Origin of the sequence: Nocardia pseudovaccinii NBRC 100343 (genome assembly GCF_001613225.1) — a bacterium.
In the GTDB taxonomy this organism is placed as follows: domain Bacteria; phylum Actinomycetota; class Actinomycetes; order Mycobacteriales; family Mycobacteriaceae; genus Nocardia; species Nocardia pseudovaccinii.
On sequence record NZ_BDBY01000207.1, the window covers coordinates 26669 to 42353 of the forward strand.

20 protein-coding genes are annotated in these 15685 nt (G+C 63.7%); 11 read left to right on the forward strand and 9 right to left on the reverse strand.

Annotation, left to right across the window (positions count from 1 at the left end; all coding sequences use genetic code 11):
• Positions 1 to 59: 59 nt before the first annotated feature.
• Positions 60 to 803, forward strand: a complete 744-nt coding sequence (locus NP3_RS26405; RefSeq protein WP_063044297.1) for an enoyl-CoA hydratase — start codon at positions 60 to 62, stop codon at positions 801 to 803.
• Positions 804 to 825: 22 nt separating this feature from the next.
• The gene (locus NP3_RS26410; protein ID WP_063044298.1) at positions 826 to 1647 is read left to right on the forward strand and encodes an SDR family NAD(P)-dependent oxidoreductase; all 822 of its coding nucleotides are present in this window, start codon (positions 826 to 828) and stop codon (positions 1645 to 1647) included.
• 46 nt (positions 1648 to 1693) lie between these two features.
• Here NP3_RS26410 and NP3_RS26415 read toward each other — a convergent pair whose 3' ends face one another.
• Genes NP3_RS26415 through NP3_RS26435 form a run of 5 tightly spaced genes read right to left on the reverse strand, consistent with a single transcriptional unit; the run spans position 1694 to position 6173 of the window.
• Positions 1694 to 2884, reverse strand: coding sequence for an acyl-CoA dehydrogenase family protein (locus NP3_RS26415; protein ID WP_245721119.1), 1191 nt, complete (start codon positions 2882 to 2884; stop codon positions 1694 to 1696).
• Positions 2881 to 3339, reverse strand: a complete 459-nt coding sequence (locus NP3_RS26420) for a MaoC family dehydratase (RefSeq protein ID WP_063044300.1) — start codon at positions 3337 to 3339, stop codon at positions 2881 to 2883. Before NP3_RS26420 ends, NP3_RS26415 begins: the two co-directional genes overlap by 4 nt.
• Positions 3336 to 4547, reverse strand: a complete 1212-nt coding sequence (locus NP3_RS26425) for an acetyl-CoA C-acetyltransferase (RefSeq protein WP_063044301.1) — start codon at positions 4545 to 4547, stop codon at positions 3336 to 3338. Before NP3_RS26425 ends, NP3_RS26420 begins: the two co-directional genes overlap by 4 nt.
• Before the next feature lie 53 nt (positions 4548 to 4600).
• Entirely contained in the window at positions 4601 to 5329 is a 729-nt protein-coding gene (fabG, locus tag NP3_RS26430) for a 3-oxoacyl-ACP reductase FabG (protein WP_063044302.1), read from the reverse strand.
• Positions 5330 to 5351: 22 nt separating this feature from the next.
• Positions 5352 to 6173, reverse strand: a complete 822-nt coding sequence (locus tag NP3_RS26435) for a mycofactocin-coupled SDR family oxidoreductase (RefSeq protein ID WP_063044303.1) — start codon at positions 6171 to 6173, stop codon at positions 5352 to 5354.
• Positions 6174 to 6344: 171 nt separating this feature from the next.
• Here NP3_RS26435 and NP3_RS26440 point away from each other — a divergent pair, with 171 nt between their 5' ends.
• The gene (locus NP3_RS26440) at positions 6345 to 7154 is read left to right on the forward strand and encodes an NAD(P)-dependent oxidoreductase (RefSeq protein ID WP_063044304.1); all 810 of its coding nucleotides are present in this window, start codon (positions 6345 to 6347) and stop codon (positions 7152 to 7154) included.
• Between the two features lie 516 nt (positions 7155 to 7670).
• On the opposite strand, the gene NP3_RS26445 is transcribed toward NP3_RS26440, so the two are convergent.
• Positions 7671 to 7886, reverse strand: coding sequence for a DUF397 domain-containing protein (locus NP3_RS26445; protein ID WP_063044305.1), 216 nt, complete (start codon positions 7884 to 7886; stop codon positions 7671 to 7673).
• A complete protein-coding gene (locus NP3_RS26450) occupies positions 7883 to 8770 on the reverse strand; it encodes a helix-turn-helix domain-containing protein (RefSeq protein ID WP_063044306.1) in 888 nt (295 codons plus the stop codon). Before NP3_RS26450 ends, NP3_RS26445 begins: the two co-directional genes overlap by 4 nt.
• 257 nt (positions 8771 to 9027) lie before the next feature.
• Here NP3_RS26450 and NP3_RS26455 point away from each other — a divergent pair, with 257 nt between their 5' ends.
• The 5 genes from NP3_RS26455 to NP3_RS26470 all read left to right on the forward strand — a co-directional run bounded on the left by NP3_RS26455 (position 9028) and on the right by NP3_RS26470 (position 11321).
• Positions 9028 to 9384 (forward strand): hypothetical protein, encoded by a 357-nt coding sequence (locus NP3_RS26455; protein WP_063044307.1) that lies wholly within the window; start codon positions 9028 to 9030, stop codon positions 9382 to 9384.
• Positions 9384 to 9725, forward strand: coding sequence for a hypothetical protein (locus NP3_RS26460; protein ID WP_063044308.1), 342 nt, complete (start codon positions 9384 to 9386; stop codon positions 9723 to 9725). The genes NP3_RS26455 and NP3_RS26460 overlap by 1 nt, the downstream gene beginning before the upstream one ends.
• Before the next feature lie 18 nt (positions 9726 to 9743).
• Positions 9744 to 9998: a hypothetical protein gene (locus tag NP3_RS26465; RefSeq protein WP_063044309.1), complete on the forward strand. Its 255-nt coding sequence runs from the start codon at positions 9744 to 9746 to the stop codon at positions 9996 to 9998.
• A gap of 15 nt (positions 9999 to 10013) precedes the next feature.
• On the forward strand, positions 10014 to 10184 hold the full coding sequence (locus NP3_RS49275; RefSeq protein ID WP_169814583.1) for a hypothetical protein: 171 nt from the start codon (positions 10014 to 10016) through the stop codon (positions 10182 to 10184).
• 171 nt (positions 10185 to 10355) lie between these two features.
• Positions 10356 to 11321 (forward strand): Rpn family recombination-promoting nuclease/putative transposase, encoded by a 966-nt coding sequence (locus NP3_RS26470; RefSeq protein WP_063044310.1) that lies wholly within the window; start codon positions 10356 to 10358, stop codon positions 11319 to 11321.
• A gap of 17 nt (positions 11322 to 11338) precedes the next feature.
• On the opposite strand, the gene NP3_RS26475 is transcribed toward NP3_RS26470, so the two are convergent.
• Positions 11339 to 11614, reverse strand: a complete 276-nt coding sequence (locus tag NP3_RS26475; RefSeq protein ID WP_063044311.1) for a hypothetical protein — start codon at positions 11612 to 11614, stop codon at positions 11339 to 11341.
• A gap of 249 nt (positions 11615 to 11863) precedes the next feature.
• Entirely contained in the window at positions 11864 to 12163 is a 300-nt protein-coding gene (locus NP3_RS51190; RefSeq protein WP_218024940.1) for an AMP-binding enzyme, read from the reverse strand.
• A gap of 353 nt (positions 12164 to 12516) precedes the next feature.
• On the opposite strand from NP3_RS51190, the gene NP3_RS51605 reads away from it, so the two are divergent.
• The 3 genes from NP3_RS51605 (at position 12517) to NP3_RS26500 (ending at position 15536) form a co-directional block, all read left to right on the forward strand.
• Positions 12517 to 12708, forward strand: coding sequence for a hypothetical protein (locus NP3_RS51605; protein WP_373864787.1), 192 nt, complete (start codon positions 12517 to 12519; stop codon positions 12706 to 12708).
• Positions 12709 to 13986: 1278 nt separating this feature from the next.
• Entirely contained in the window at positions 13987 to 14226 is a 240-nt protein-coding gene (locus NP3_RS26495) for a hypothetical protein (protein ID WP_063044315.1), read from the forward strand.
• Positions 14227 to 14702: 476 nt separating this feature from the next.
• Complete coding sequence (locus NP3_RS26500) at positions 14703 to 15536, forward strand: esterase/lipase family protein (protein WP_218024939.1); 834 nt, start codon at positions 14703 to 14705, stop codon at positions 15534 to 15536.
• The last annotated feature ends 149 nt before the right edge of the window (positions 15537 to 15685 follow it).

Here is a 15685-nt window from a genome sequence, read left to right on the forward strand (position 1 = left end):
AGTTTTATCCTATGGCAGCGCCTTCCGGCAACCGTCGACAAATGTGATGAGACGAGAGCGTGAGCGAATATCTTCATTCCGAGCAGCGGGACGCGATACGCGTCCTGACCATCGATCGGCCCGATTCGAAAAATGCACTGCACGGTCCCTTGCGAAATGCCCTGTGCGAGGCCATAGCCGACGCCGACCGCGACGACACTGTGCGCGCCGTCGTGTTGACCGCGGTCGATCCGGTATTCAGTGCCGGGGTCGATTACAAACAACTCGACGCGGTGGCCAGCTCGCCCGAGAGCAATCCGGCCGCCGCCGTACGCGCGGCGCGTAAACCGGTGATCTGTGCGGTGAACGGTGCGTGCGTCTCCGGTGCGCTGGAGATCGCGCTCAGCTGCTCGTTCATCATCGCCTCGGAGCGTGCCCGCTTCGCCGACACGCATGCCTTGCTCGGCGTGGTGCCGACTTGGGGGCTCAGCGCACTGCTGCCGCGCGCGGTCGGCATCCGTATGGCCCGGCAGATATCGGTCACCGGTGCCTTCGTCGCCGCCGACGCCGCGCTGCGGTTCGGCCTGGTGAATCACGTTGTGCCGCATGAGGATTTGTTGCCGTTCACCCTCGAACTCGCCGAGCGCATACCGGCGACCTCGGCGGTGGGGGAGATACTCGAACTCTATGGCCGGGGCGCGGAGCTGTCGCCCTCGGATGCGCTGGCCGCCGAGGCCGCCCACAGCACGGGACGTACCTACGACCTCGAAGCATTCACCGCTGCGGGCAGCGCGACTGCGGCCCGTCAGCGCGGACACGCGTAACCCATTCCCAGAGGAGAACATCATGGCAGGTCGTTTCGAGGGCAGGCGTGCGGTCATCACCGGCGCCAGTCGGGGTATCGGAGCCGGTACCGCGCAGCGGCTGGCAGCGGAGGGCGCGCGTGTCGCGCTGGTGGCCCGCACGCTCGACAAGCACCCGACCAGGCCGGGCAGCCTGCGCGAGACCGAAGCCACTCTGCGTGCGTACGGGCATCGGGTCGGCTCGATCGTCGCCGACCTCGCGGATCCGGAGGCCCGATCGACGGTGATATCGCAGGCCGTCGAAATTCTCGGCGGGCCGGTCGACATCCTGGTCAACAATGCCGTCTCACCCGCCGCCGTCCCGTTGACCGAGGTGTCGGCGCGCCAACAACGCACCGCATACGAGTGCAATGTCATTGCGCCACTGGAACTTACCCAGCAGGTCGTGGCCGGTATGCGCGCGGCGGGTGCGGGTTGGATCGTGAATATGACCAGCTTCGGCGCCAACCTGCATTACGGGCCGCCGTTCTATCTCGGCCCGCAGGGATCGACCATGGAGCTCTACGGCACGACGAAAGCGGCGCTGAACCGGCTGACCAGCGGTCTGGCCGGAGATCTGCACGGCACCGGGATCCGGGTCAATGCGGTCGGGCCGCGCATCGCCGTTATGAGTGAGGGAATGGCCGATCTGATGGGGGATCAGTTGGCACCCGAAATGTTCGAGGCGGTGGAGGAAACGGTCGAGGCGGTAGTCGCGCTGTGTGACTGTGCCGAGGACACTACCGGAAAGGTGACCGTCAGCCTGGATCTGATCGCAGACTGGGGTCTGACGGTGCACAACCTCGACGGTCTGGCACGCGTCTGACAGCTTCCGACCGGCCCTGCTCCGGCGGGGCCGGTCGGTGCGGTGGCTAGAGGCGGTAGTCGCGCAGGACGCCCTTGCTGATGATCCGTTTCTGGATCTCGCTGGTGCCTTCGCCGATCAGCATGAACGGCGCCTCGCGCATCAGCCGCTCGATCTCGTACTCGGTGGAATACCCGTAGCCACCGTGGATGCGGAAACTGGCCTGGGTGACTTCGTTGCAGAATTCACTGGCAAGGTATTTGGCCATGCCCGCGGCGACGTCGTTGCGTTCACCGGAATCCTTGAGCCGGGCGGCATTGACCATCATCAGATGTGCCGCTTCGACTTTGGTCGCCATCTCCGCCAGGCTGAAACCGATGGCTTGGTGCTCGACGATGGGTTTGCCGAATGTCGAGCGTTGCTGGGCGTAGCGGGCGCCGAGTTCGAATGCGCGAACGGCGATTCCGCATGCGCGCGCGGCGACATTGACCCGGCCGACTTCGATGCCGTCCATCATCTGCTTGAAGCCCTCGCCCGGAATGCCGCCGAGCACCGTGTCCGCGGCCGCGACGTAGTTGTCGAACAGCAGCTCGGTGGTGTCGATGCCCTTGTAGCCCATTTTGTGGATCTTGCCGGGAATGGTCAGTCCCGGCGCCACCGTGCCGTATCCGGCGGGCTTTTCGATCAGGAAGGTGGTGAGGTTGTCGTGCGGACGTTCGCGCCCTTCGTCGGTGCGGACCAGAACCGCGACCAGTGTCGCCGTCGAGCCGTTGGTCAACCACATCTTCCGGCCGTCGATGACGTAATCGCCCGCCTCGTCGCGGACCGCTTTCGTGCGAATGGCGGCCACATCGGACCCGAGTTCGGGCTCCGACATCGAGAACGCACCGCGGATCTCGCCCGTGGCCATCCGGGGCAAAAAGTGTTGCTTCTGTTCTGGGGTGCCGTGGTGCTGAAGCAGATACGCCACGATGAAGTGGGTATTGATCACCCCGGAAATGCTCATCCAGCCCCGGGCGAGTTCTTCGACGCAGAGCGCGTAGGTGAGCAGCGATTCGCCGAGTCCTCCGTACTCCTCGGGGATCATGAGGCCGAACAACCCCATCTGCGCCATGCGGTCGACGATGGCCTGCGGGTAGGTGTCGGCGTGTTCGAGTTTTTGAGCGCTGGGAATGATCTCCTTGTCCACGAATGCGCGGACGGTATTCAGGATTTCGGTCTGGATCTCGGAAAGACCATGTGTTCGTGCGAGTTTCACAGCACCACCACCGTGATCGTTTCCGCGACGCATGCGGGTTTGGGCTGTCCTTCGTTTTCGATGGTCCAGCGGACGGTCAGCTGTGCCCGTGCCTGTTCGACGCGCAGGTCCGCGATGGTCGCGGTGGCACGGATTCGGGTGCCCGAGCGGACCGCCGACGGGAAGCGAACGGTGTTGCTGCCGTAGTTGATTCGGGCCGTGCCGAAGTCCAGGCCGTAGATATCGCGGCCCAGCAGCGGGATCAGTGACAGCGTCAGGTAGCCGTGGGCGATGGTGGCACCGTATGGTCCGTCCGCGGCGCGCCGCGGGTCGACGTGGATCCACTGGTCGTCGCCGGTCGCTTCGGCGAAAGCATCGATTCGCGCCTGGTCGATAGTCAGCCACGGGCTTGGTCCGATGGATTCGCCGATCGCGTTACGCAACTGGTCCAGCGAGGTGAAAACGCGCTTGGTCATGCCACCCTTTCGAAGACGGCGGCGAGGCCCTGTCCGCCGCCGATACACATGGTTTCCAGGCCGTAACGCAGTTCGCGCCGGGCCATTTCGCGCGCGAGGGTCGCGAGCATTCGTCCGCCGGTGGCGCCCACCGGGTGCCCGAGCGAGATGCCGGAGCCGTGCACATTCGTTCGTTCCAGGTCCTGCTCGCCGAACTTCCACTCGCGCAGTACGGCGAGGGCCTGGGCGGCGAAGGCCTCGTTGAGTTCGATCAGGTCGATATCGGCCAGGGTGAGCCCGGCCCGGCTCAGCGCCGCCTCGGTCGCGGGCACCGGGCCGATGCCCATGATCTCGGGTCGCACTCCCGCCACCGCCCACGATTTGAGGGTGACCAGCGGGGTGAGCCCGAGTTGTTCGGCTTTCTCGCGCGTGGTGACCAGGCACATGGCGGCGGCGTCGTTCTGGCCGCTGGAATTGCCCGCCGTCACCGTGGCATCCGGATCCAGCTGTGCGCGAATGGGTTTCAACTTGGCCAGCGCCTCGACGGTGGTATCGGCGCGTGGGTGTTCATCTATCTCGATCCGGCTTTCCGTACCCCGTGCGGATACGGTGACCGGAATGATCTGCTCGGCGCTCGCGCCGCTCTGCTGCGCCGCGACAGCGCGCTGATGCGAGAGCACGGCGAGTCGGTCCTGCTCCTCGCGGGTGATCTCGTAGGTCCTGCGCAGGTTCTCCGCGGTCTCCAACATGCCGCCGGGGACCGGATGGTGTTGTCCGCCCGCCGTTTCGCGGCCGCGCACGAGACCGTCGTGCACCTGGACACCCCCGCGGGCCCCGCCCCACCGCATATCGAGCGAATAGAACGCGACATTGCTCATACTCTCGGCGCCACCCGCGACGACCACCTCATTGGCGCCGCTCTGCACCTGAAGCACGGCCTGGATGACGGCCTGCAGACCCGAACCGCACCGCCGGTCGACCTGCACCCCGCCGACTGTGACCGGCAACCCGGCATCGAGTGCGACCACGCGGCCGATGGCGGGGGCCTCGCTATTCGGATAGCAGTGGCCGAGCACAACGTCCTCGACCAGTTCGGGATCGATTCCGGTGCACCGCAACAGACCTTGTAATGCGACGACGCCGAGCTCGGCCGCGGACAGCGACCGCAACGATCCACCGTAGCGTCCGATGGGGGTGCGGACAGGTTCGCAGATCACAACTTCACGCATGGAATTCGTCTCCAGGAGCAGGGAAGCGACACCTCGGGTCGGGCCCGCGGCGGCTACATGAACCGCCCACCGGTCACCTCCAACGTGGTGCCCGTCATATAGGAGGACAGGTCCGAGGCCAGGAACAGCGCGACATTCGCGACCTCGATCGGCTCACCGGCGCGCGACATCGGAATCTCGGACATCTTCTGCGCCCAAACATGTTCGGGCATCGCCAAGGTCATCGCCGAACGAATCAACCCGGGCTGGATGGCATTGACCCGTACCCCGTGTCCGGCCGTTTCCTTGGCCGCGGCCTTGGTCAATCCGATGATGCCCGCCTTCGCGGCGGAGTAGTTGGTCTGACCGGCCATCCCGACCTTGCCCGAGAGCGAGGATATGTTCACGATGCTGCCGCGCCGGGCTTCCCGCATGATCGCCGCGGCCAGCCTGGTGCCGTGCCAGGTGCCTTTGAGATGTACCGCGATCACCTCGTCGAAGTCCTCTTCGGACATCTTGCGCATGGCCGCGTCGCGGGTGATGCCCGCGTTGTTCACCATGATGTCGAGCGCACCGAATTCGGTGAGCGCCGTATCGAGCAGGGCTGCGATATCGGTTGCCTGGGTGACGTCGCAGCGCACCGCACGCGCGACATCGGCACCCAGAATTTGTTGCGTCTCACCGGGATTCAGATCGCCCACCACCACACGTGCCCCGTGCCGCACGAATGTTTCGGCGATGGCGAGTCCGATGCCCTGGGCGCCGCCGGTGACAACGGCGACGCGGCCTTCGAGTAGCGACATGGATATGTCCTTAGTGCTGAGCTCAGTATTGAGTGGAACCTAGGTCGACCGATATCTGGGCTGCGGTGATGAAGCGCGCTTCGTCGCTGGCCAGCCAGCACACGGCATTGGATACGTCCTCCGGCTCGGCGACCCACGCCGGGAGGAACGGTGTGGTCATATGTGCCAGTTGCGGATTCGATTCGAACGCCCGGCCCAGCGCGTTGACCATGTCACCGCTGCCCATGGGTGTATTGACCGCGCCCGGGTGCACGCTGTTCACGCGGATGTCGTGTTTGCCGAGTTCGGCGGCCAGTGATCGGGCCATTCCGGTGATGGCGTGCTTGCTGGCCGTGTAATGCACCATGAACGGCTGCATCTTCACGCCCGCGGCGGAGCTGATCAGAATGATGGACCCGCCGCGGCCGCCATCGATAATGTGCTGGGCGCCCGCGACGACGGTATTCCAGGTTCCGATGACATTGACGTCGATGACATCCCGGAAGGATTCGGGGGTTATCGCGTCCCAGGTTTCCGGGATGCAGATTCCGGCGTTGGCGACGATGGTGTCGAGGCGACCGAGGGTGTCGATGCCCTCGTTCACGGTCTTGCGCAATCCGTCCAGGTCCCGGATGTCGACGGTGGAGGCAAGTATGCGGCGGCCGGTCGCTTCGACCAGGCGAACCGTCTCGGCGAGATCGTCGGGCGTCGCCGAATCATAGGGAACCGCTGGTGGGAGTGGGCCCGCCAGGTCGACGGCGATGATGTCGGCGCCTTCGGTCGCCATGCGCACCGCGTGCGCGCGGCCCTGACCTCGCGCTGCTCCGGTGATGAACGCCACCTTATCCGTGAGTCGGCTGGTCACTTGCTCTCCTTTGCCTGCGGCGTCGTATACGGATGGATCATATCCGCGAGCGGAGAACCGGCCTCTCATTGCTGTACCGCCGATCCGCCGAAATGTATATCGTATTGTCTATCGTAAGTGCAACGGTAGCCTCGTGTGGGTTGCCCGCGGATCTCAGTGAGGAGTGCGCGTATGTCGCAGGTCATCGGGTTTGTCGGTGCGGGACAGATGGGCGAGCCGATGGTGGTTCGGCTGGTGCGTGCGGGCTATCGGGTGGTGGTCCATGCGCGCCGGGAAGCGGTGCGGGAACGCTTGCGCAAATGTGGTGCGGAGGTAGTGGATTCGGTGGCAGCTGCGGCCGCGGTCGCCGATATTGTGATCGTCTGCGTGTTCTCCGACGCGCAATTGGTCGACGTCGTGGGCGGCCCCGACGGTGTGCTGGCGGCTGCGGCCCCGGATACGGTCGTGGTCTCGCATACGACGGGCGCGGTGTCGACGGTAAAGCATTTGGCCGCAACGCATCCGGACGGACCGGTGCTGTTGGACGGGCCGGTGAGCGGTTCGGCCGAAGATATCGCGGCGGGGAAGTTGACGGTGCTGCTGGGCGGTCCGGCGTTGGCGGTGGAGGCGGCGCGCTCAGTGCTCGAGGCCTATGCCCGAACAATTGTCGCCACGGGCGGGCTCGGCAGCGCATTGAGCGTGAAACTGGTGAACAACGCACTGTTCGCCGCGAATGCGCAACTGGTGGCGCTCGGGGCGGAGGTCGGCAGGCGATTGGGCATCGAGGACAACGATTTGCTGGATGCGCTGGCGGCGTGCAGCGGTAACAGCTTCGCGGCCAGTGCTATTCGGCGCACCGGTGGATTCCCGAAATTCGAACAGTTGGCGGCACCTTTCCTGCGCAAGGATGTCGCGGCGTGTGTCGCCGCGACCGCCGATCTCGGCGTCGATCTCGGCCTGCTCGGCACCGTCATCGCCGCCGGGCCCTTCGACCTCGGGTGATCACCGGTCCGAACAAGCCGGTTCTGAGGGGTCGTCGGTCCTCGCCGCGGCCCATACCGGTACATCCGATTGTCTTACGCCAGCCCTCGACAACCGGCCGAGAACGTCTTCCCGTAACCCCATCGCCCACACCCGATCGCAGCGGGTGGGATTCGCCGCCAGCGCGCAGCAAGCCTCAGGATGTCCCGCGTACCGATTCGCGCGCGCCTGTATGGTTTTCGCCCACGATTTCGCGCGCTTGATAAAAGGCGCGCGGGAGCGCAGGTCGATTCTGAGGCAAATTATTGATAGAGGCTGCCAGTGCGGCGTCCAGCTAGCTTCTGGGATAATCGAGATCCGCCGAGCGCAGTCAGATGACGGTGCCGCGGGGCGTGTCGTGCCGCGCTTCGACTGCGCTCTGCGAGCCAGCCAGACTGACGGCGCGGCAACCTATCCGGATGGGCACCAGTGCAGAAACAGTAACGGCCCCAGTCCATTACGTGTTGGGTTGAGGCCGTTGCCTACGATCAGGTCTTGTTACGCCTTGGGGCGGCTGAACTCACCGTCTTGCACGCCCGCGGTGAAGGCTTCCCACTCGCCCGGAGTGAATACCAGTGCCGGGCCGGTCGGATTCTTGCTGTCACGAACCCCTATGCCACCACCGTCCAGGAATGCCACCTCCACACATTCGTGGTTTCCGGAGCTGCGGGTGCTCTTGAACCATTTCGCACCCGCTAGGCGGTCATCGCTCACTGTCTCGAGTCCTTCCGTGCTACCTGCCGCAGCAGTGCCCTGCTGGCCACCGCATCCAGCGCTGTGTGCTGGATCGTCGCAGACGCTCGCCGGTGCAGCTCGACGTCCGTCTCTTCCTCAAGGTACATGTCGCCGGAGTAGTTCTCGACGTAGACGACGGTCGGTTCGGCTACGCCGTTCGGTTTGGGTTCAAAGTCGAGGATTACGAACGGTCCGACTGGTGTGCCAAGTGGAAAGCCTGCCTTGAATGGCAGGATGCGGATCGAGATGTTCGGGTTGGTGCTCATGTCCGCAAGATGTCGGCATTGAGCCGCTGTGATCGCCTCGCTTCCGACGATCGTGTGCAGAACACATTCGTGCAGGACGAGATCGACGGTGACCGGTGATTTCTTGCGGGTGAGGATCTTCTGGCGCTGCATCTTCAACTCGATCCGGCGATCGTGCTCCTCCTCGGATTCCTTCGGGAAGTGGATCCGATTCAAAGCGCCAGCGTAATCGGCCGTTTGGAGCAGTCCGGGCACCAGATCAGGTCGCCAGATTTCCATCAACCGCGCATCGGTCTCCAAGCGCATGTAGATGTCGAGGTTGGCGCGAATGAGATCGTTGTACGGGTTGTACCAAGTCTTTTCGGCCACCTGCCGAGCCAGCTCGATCATGGCCGCGACTTCATGGTCCGGGATTTCGAGGATCTTGCCGAGCTCGACGAGATCCCGGTCCAGCACCTTGCCGGGTTCTCCTCGTTCGAAGCGCGCGTACCTACTGTGGCTCCACTGCATCGCTTTCGCGACCGCCTCCTGGGTGAAGGACGTATTCGCCTCGCGCTGTCGGCGGACGAACTGTCCCAGCTGGCGTCGTGGCAGTGAAGTGTGTCCCGCAAAGACCATCGCAGCTCCTTGGCACTATCAGAAATGACAGGGGTCGACTGCCATAGTGGCAGGCAACCTGCGGTTTTGAATCACTTTCGGAGAGTTGCTGATTCGGCAGTGTCGATTCGGCGGTCGAGTGATCTGATGTGGAGGCGCCCGGGCGGAAGGCTTCGATGCGAGACCCCGCCCGCTGGCTCGACGGTTCCATCCCATTCGACGCCGGGTGCCCAAAGACTCGATACGACCGGAGGTTCGCAATGCTAGCGAATAAGCAAGTGGCAGAACTGGATACACGCCGAAGTGCGCGGCCGAAAGCTGTCGGATTCGTGCGCGGTGACGTGTCCGGACTCGCAGCACCCGAGCATGCGAGCACCGTGGCGCGGCATGCCGCGTCGTTGGGTTATCAGTACGTTTACACGATACGGCCGCCACAGGACACGTCCGATCCGATCGGATATGCCCTGGGTATCGCGGCCGGGCTCGATGTGGCCGCGCTCGTTGTCTACGACCTGGCTCACGTCGACGATCAACCGGCGCGGGTATGCGAGGACTTCGATCTCGAAACCGTCTGTCCCGCAACAACTTGGGCACGGGCAGCGGGCGCTGGGCCTTGTGCGGTGGGTGCGGCGTGATGAGCCAGGAATTGACCTTCACCCTGCCGGAGATCTGCGAGTACGCGGACATCGAGCTGGCACACGAACTGATGCGCAGGCACCGTGCCTGCCGGATTCATCGGTGCGCGTGGAAGGCGGCGGCGTACTGCACGCTGGTCGATGCCGGACGGCTTGTCCCGCAATCGGTGACCCCGCGCGAGCGGACCGCCGCCCGGGGGATCGCGTTCCCTCCGTTGGACAGCGCGCCGCGCGCCCGCCATGGGCTGCCCTTGCGCACATTGAATGAGGTGCTGGACAAGCTCAACGAGCTGGCGTCCCCGATCTGCGGCGCACTCGCGAACGATCACGGCAACGACTGACTTCGAACGGGGGCCGGAATGAGCGAGCGTCGCACCGAGATCGACGGCTGGCGGGCCGACTGGCGGATCGACCGACACCGCATCCGAATAATGCTGGTCCGCAACCTATCCGAAGCGCAACCGCTACAGTCCGCCGCGACCCCCGCCGCCGCACCGGATCTGGCCGACCTGCGCGAGCGATTCCCGGAACTCTCTCGATTATGGGATGCGATCCGGCATGAATATTGGCTCGAATTCTTTGTCCCCCAGGAACATTCACAGGGAACCATCTAGTGAAAGGAGTATCCGGTGACTTCCGATCCGGAATCGGCTCGAGAGCAGCAGCTCGCCAGTCGCGCCGAACGAGCGGGATACCTGCTTGTGCGCGATCAGCGCTGGACACTGCTCGACGCGGAAGACGGCGAAGCGCTGTATTCGACAGCGTCACTGGACCTCATCGAGCAATGGCTGTCCCAATGACACATCCGCTGGACACCCACCGCGCCCCGGCAACTCGGTTCGCCGATAATTGTCCAGCAATTCGAGTCATTACGGGCGGTCCGGGACGAGCAGCTCGGCGGGTGAATCATCCTGGCGTGCAACGTCGCTCGCCCGGCCGCCGTGTCGGTGGGCGGTAGTACGGTGCGCCACATGGCCGCGAACCCGTCGAACCCGCACGACGCCTACTTCCGCAACGTGCTGGGCCGACCCGCCGAGGCGGCCTCGGAACTACGCCTGGTATTGCCGAAGGAGATTGTGGCGCGCCTGGATTGGGACACGCTCGAGGTGCAGTCGGGCACCTTCGTGTCCGATGAACTGCGGTCCCGGCAGAGTGACCTCCTGTTCCGGACTCGCCTCGACGGCCGCGACGCGTTCGTCTATATCCTGCTGGAACACCAGAGCCGCAGTGACAATCTGATGCCGTTCCGGATGCTCGAATACGTCGTCAACATCTGGAACCATTACTTACGCTCCCAGCCCGATGCTCGACTGCTGCCGCCGATCATTCCGGTTGTCGTGCACGTCGGCCCGAACGGATACCGATGGACGGCCCCCATGGACGTGGTGGACCTGATCGACGCTGACGCCGACGTCCGAGCGGCGCTCGGAGAGTACCTGCCACGGTTGCGCTACGTACTCGACGACGTCAATGCCGTCGATCTGCCCGCACTACTGCGACGGCCGCTGACACCCGCGGCCAAGGTGATGCTCTGCCTCCAGAAGATTGCCTCAGGCAACACCGACCTGGTCACACAGCTGCTACGCCTGCGGCCCGAACTGCGGGCCATTATCGCAGGTCCAGGAGGGAAACAGGCCTTCAGAGCCATCGTGACATACATTATCCTCGTCGGTGATATGAATGCCGACGACCTCGATCCCCTCACCGATCAACTCGGTCCCGAAGCCAAGGAGGTCATCGTGACTACTGCCGAAAAGTTGCGCGCAGAAGGTCGCGCAGAAGGTCGTGCGGAGGCGTTGATCGAGCTGTTGACGTTGAAGTTCGGTCGGCTGGCCGTGTCGGTGGAGCAGGTTGTTCGTGATGCCGAGGTGGAGCAGCTGAGAGTGTGGAGCGCGCGAGTGCTCACGGCAAGCAGCCTGGACGACGTTCTGGCGTGAATGGGGCCGCTACTCGACTACTCCCAGCGCCGACCGAACAACTTGGTCCCGAAACCAAGGAGGTCATCGTGACTACCGCTGACAGATTGCGCGCAGAAGGTCGCGAAGAAGGTCGCGCAGAAGGTGAAGCGCGGGGGCGCGCGGCGATGTTGATCGAGCCGTTGACGTTGAAGTTCGGTCGGCTGCCCGCTGTCAATATTAACTGACGAGTATTTCCCGGCTCGGGGGCCAGCGAGAATGGCGGCATCGAACTCGGTAGCACCGATCTCCCGGATCCGGCGTTTCTCGGCCATCACACTTGCTGTACCCAACGTTGTGGTACGCCTTGACCTCTCGCCGGGGGCTAAGCCTGTACCCAGCTGCGCTCACCCCGGTTGGTGACCCAGATCCGGGGTCACCGGCGCCGTTCGCTTGCCCGGTATGGCGGAACCCAATGAGCTCGGTGAGGGAATGCTTCGACAAAAGTATGGTCGAAAGCTACTTCGGCACAATGCAATTGGAGCTATTCGACACCAAACAGTGGATAACCCGACAGGAGTCGGTCAACGCGATGTTCGACGACATCGAAGCGTTCTACAACCCGACGCGACGACATTCGGGACGCCGCCCAGTTCTGCGCGGGTGCGCTCGATGATGTCGGCGGGATCGACGGTCGCCCCCGGGGCGGCAACGACGACGGCCTTGACGGCTTCGCCCCAATGGTCATCGGGCACGCCGATGACCGCGACCTCACCCACTCCGGGCAGTTGTCGGATAACTCCTACGCCGCCACGACCGAATACGACCCCGTGGCCGACGCCTGGACCCTGAGCGCACCGTCTGCGGAGCGTCCGGGGCCCGATCGACGACCGACCCCAGTGCGTCGACGTAGTTTTTGCACGCGGCCAGTTCGAATTTCGTGTTCGGGAACAACGCGACCTTTTGCCGAAAACCGTGCGCCATGAGGCGTAGTCTTGCGCAAACCTGACCGCGGCGGCTTGGCCATTGGCAGCGACGCCACTGCCAAGTCTGGCTCCTACGGGAGTTTGCGCTCAAGGTAGTTGAATGTTGGAGTAGTCGTCGGCCCCTATTGATTCTGGTCAGAGCTGGAGACACGATGGACAACACTGTTCGTCCCGGTTGCCGCACGGAACTGGCGCGCTGGCCTGCGCCGATCGCAGTGCGGCCTGCGAAGCAGAAGCTCGACTTACCGTCCATGCCGCCTCGGCAAAGAATCGAATTTCCTGGTCGAGGACCCGAGGACATCGTCATTGGCCGCGACGGGCTCGTAAATGTCAGTATCGCCGACGGCGAGATTCTTCGACGGCATTGTCCTGGAGCGCACCGATCCGATCCCGTCATGTCGGCCTCTTGGACCGGGAGATGGCGACTATCGGCGAACCGCTGATGGACCGGCGGGCGCTCGGCTGCTGGATGCATCAGGCTGACAACCGGACTTCAAGTGCTTCCGCCGCCAGACACCCACCTTGCATCCTCACCCGACGAGAAGGTGTCGAAAATGACTGCCGCTGTACTGGAATCAGCCTGAACGACTGCGAATGGTCCTTCTGCAAAGTCTTCGGCCTGTTCCGGCTCGCCGTGATCTGCCAACAGCTCGATTACTGCTAGCACCACAAGCGGACGGTGAACTCGAACTCTCGATTCTCGGCCTCGCGTCGTTGTCCTGGATGGGCGCTGCCGCCGCATCATTCGCAGAAACAGGTGACATGATCGTCAATTCCCTCCGTACCGGGCTCCGCTACGCAACTCAGACGCTAGAGGCCGTAACGTGCGTGCATCAGAATGGTGTCGGCGACCTCGGCGGGCCGGAGTTCGTCCGTCGAACAGCCGAGAACAGGAAGATCTACCGCACGTCTGCATCGATGATCATGGCAGCAGCACGAGGATCACCGAACGTGCTCGCGCTAATCGATGGACGCGGTGTCCTGACCTAGCGTGAGTTCGGCGAGGAGTCCAATGCCCTTGTCGTGCAAGGACTCGCACCGGGATACGTGATCGATTTCCGCGATCACCGTGGTCTGTGTCCTCGCGATCAGCGCGGCAGGCCGCGTCGGGCTCCGGCTGACGATGAGCAGGACTTGTGATCGAGAAACCCGCATCAGATATCAGTCATTCGGCGCCCCGACCGGCCAACCCCCTTCGGTCGGGGCGCGCCGTTATCACAACAACGCGAGCAGAGGTCTCTATCCGATGGACCACACAGCGTTTGGCGATACTCCGTTGTCGCGCTGCCACTTCTATAGGCGGGTGTGTGATCTGCCCGCCAAGGTTGTCCCGCCGCTCCTCGGCCGAATCATCATAACGGCCGAGCACGTGTGGGCGCCTATACGTCTTGCCCATCTTGGCATGGCCGTGAAAACATATGTGCAACACCGTGGTTCGGAGATCGGTCCGATTCTGTCGCATCCGCGCTCGAATCGGTGGACGCTCGTACGGCCGGACATCCTTGATGATGTGCGTTTGGTCGCCGAGGTGTTCCGTCTGAGCGTGTCGGTGGTGCGGACCGACAGCGCCGTCGCGTTGCCGTCGCCCGCCGACAAAGGCGCGCAGTTTCGGCGCTGGCCCGAACCACTCCGATGCATGTTCCGGCCATCCGGGCTTGTGGTGGTTGATGCCATACGGGCGTGCTCGGGACCGTATCGGCCCGTGCGGCGACGGGCCTGTCATGGTTGAATTCGATTACGGCCTTTGGGTCAAGCTATCCATGTGCGGAATCGGTGTGAAGTGTGGCGATGGCACTTTGGACAAGGGCGTGCGTCCCTCGAGGTGCTGCATGGAGTTGCTTCTTCTCATCGACGGGCAGATCGGCGAGGATAGAGCGATTGTTCTCGGTCATTGCCCGGTCATCGCTGTGCGGGTGGCCGATGACACCGCGAATTTCGAACCCGATCATCCAGCGCCTTGATAACCCCGACATCATGAACGGAAAACCATTGGCGGCCAGGGTGATCGGGATATCGGACTGGACTCGAGCGACCCCTTCGAATATGTGTTGATCACCGAGGAACTGTGCCGGAGCTGGACGGTGTGCTTGTCGCTATGTGGGCGGTCAGGCAACTGCGCGTAGCCCCGAGCGTCGGTTCCAAGCGTCGATCGACCGGATCATGGTCCAACAGCCGTGATACCTCATCGCTGCTGTTGGGGCTGCCGTGGATGGTTGTCCAGGGGGTGGCGGGGGTAGAAATTGGTTGTTCGACAACTATTTTCTCGGTAAGCTCGACGACGCCGACATCTGGCGGTGTTGCCGAGCCGATCTCTCTCGGATGGTAAATACAGCGGCCGTGTGTCGGGCGTTCGCCATGTCGAGTCCAGGTCCGAATCCCATTCCTGCCGAACGGATCCCCACTGATGCGTCTGTCCATACCGAAGGTGCTGTTCCCCGTGTTCGCTGCTGTATCGACCGCCCTGTTGGCCGTCGCGCTGACCCCGGTCGGCAGCGCCTCCGCCGCCCCGACGTCTGGATACAACGACTGGAGTTGTCGGCCGTCCGCAGCCCACCCCGAGCCGGTTGTACTGCTGCATGGACTGGGCACGACCGCCGAGCGGAACTGGAGCTTCCATGCGCCGAAGCTGGAAGCTGCCGGATACTGCGTCTACTCGATAACCTATGGCCAGGCATCGCCCGGTGGTCGTGGCGGCATCATCCGAATCGCGGAGTCCGCCGACCAGATTGCCGCGTTCATCGACCAGGTACTCGCGGCCACCGGCGCAGGGAAGGTTGATCTGGTCGGGCACTCCGAGGGGGGCATCCTGTCGCTCTACGTCCCCAAAGTGCTGAACTACGCACCCAAGGTGCACCGGGTTGTTGCGTTGGGACAGGCCACCCATGGCACGACCCTTTCCGGTGTGATCACCATGGGGGAGTTGATCGGTGGTCAAGACTTCGTCGACGCGTTCCCCAACGGTGTGGGGTGCTACGGGTGCAGTGACGTAGTTGTTGGTGGCGAGGCAATCGCAACATTGACCGACGGTCCGATCGCTCAACGAGGCGTGGATTACACGATCATCGCGACTCGGTCGGACGCCGTCTCCACGCCCACCGAGACCGCGTTCGTTCGGGAACCCGGTGTGACGAATTTGTACGTCCAGGATGTCTGCCCGCTGGACCAGGTGGGCCACATCGGTCTTGCCGACGACAGCACGATCACCAGCATGATCCTCAACGCCCTCGGTACCGGCGGCGCGGTCGAGTGCGGTGTCGGTCGGCCGGTATAACGCCGACCGCGCCCGGTGTGGCCATCGGCGCGTTTCGGCCGGGCCTTCCTGCTTCCAGCCATCGGCGCGATCCGCACCTGACATCGGCAGTGGCCGATGACGCCTGGTCATATCATGACTTTCTCGAGTTCCCATGCCGCCCAAGTGAT

What these genes read in the sequence shown, in the direction of transcription:
- NP3_RS26410 (WP_063044298.1), top strand. Translation starts at nt 826, where the DNA reads ATGGCAGGTCGTTTCGAGGGCAGGCGTGCGGTCATCACCGGCGCCAGT.
- NP3_RS26420 (WP_063044300.1), bottom strand. Translation starts at nt 3,339, where the DNA reads ATGACCAAGCGCGTTTTCACCTCGCTGGACCAGTTGCGTAACGCGATC.
- NP3_RS26425 (WP_063044301.1), bottom strand. Translation starts at nt 4,547, where the DNA reads ATGCGTGAAGTTGTGATCTGCGAACCTGTCCGCACCCCCATCGGACGC.
- fabG (WP_063044302.1), bottom strand. Translation starts at nt 5,329, where the DNA reads ATGTCGCTACTCGAAGGCCGCGTCGCCGTTGTCACCGGCGGCGCCCAG.
- NP3_RS26440 (WP_063044304.1), top strand. Translation starts at nt 6,345, where the DNA reads ATGTCGCAGGTCATCGGGTTTGTCGGTGCGGGACAGATGGGCGAGCCG.
- NP3_RS26450 (WP_063044306.1), bottom strand. Translation starts at nt 8,770, where the DNA reads ATGGTCTTTGCGGGACACACTTCACTGCCACGACGCCAGCTGGGACAG.
- NP3_RS26460 (WP_063044308.1), top strand. Translation starts at nt 9,384, where the DNA reads ATGAGCCAGGAATTGACCTTCACCCTGCCGGAGATCTGCGAGTACGCG.
- NP3_RS26465 (WP_063044309.1), top strand. Translation starts at nt 9,744, where the DNA reads ATGAGCGAGCGTCGCACCGAGATCGACGGCTGGCGGGCCGACTGGCGG.
- NP3_RS26470 (WP_063044310.1), top strand. Translation starts at nt 10,356, where the DNA reads ATGGCCGCGAACCCGTCGAACCCGCACGACGCCTACTTCCGCAACGTG.
- NP3_RS26475 (WP_063044311.1), bottom strand. Translation starts at nt 11,614, where the DNA reads ATGGCCGAGAAACGCCGGATCCGGGAGATCGGTGCTACCGAGTTCGAT.
- NP3_RS51605 (WP_373864787.1), top strand. Translation starts at nt 12,517, where the DNA reads ATGCCGCCTCGGCAAAGAATCGAATTTCCTGGTCGAGGACCCGAGGAC.
- NP3_RS26495 (WP_063044315.1), top strand. Translation starts at nt 13,987, where the DNA reads ATGGTTGAATTCGATTACGGCCTTTGGGTCAAGCTATCCATGTGCGGA.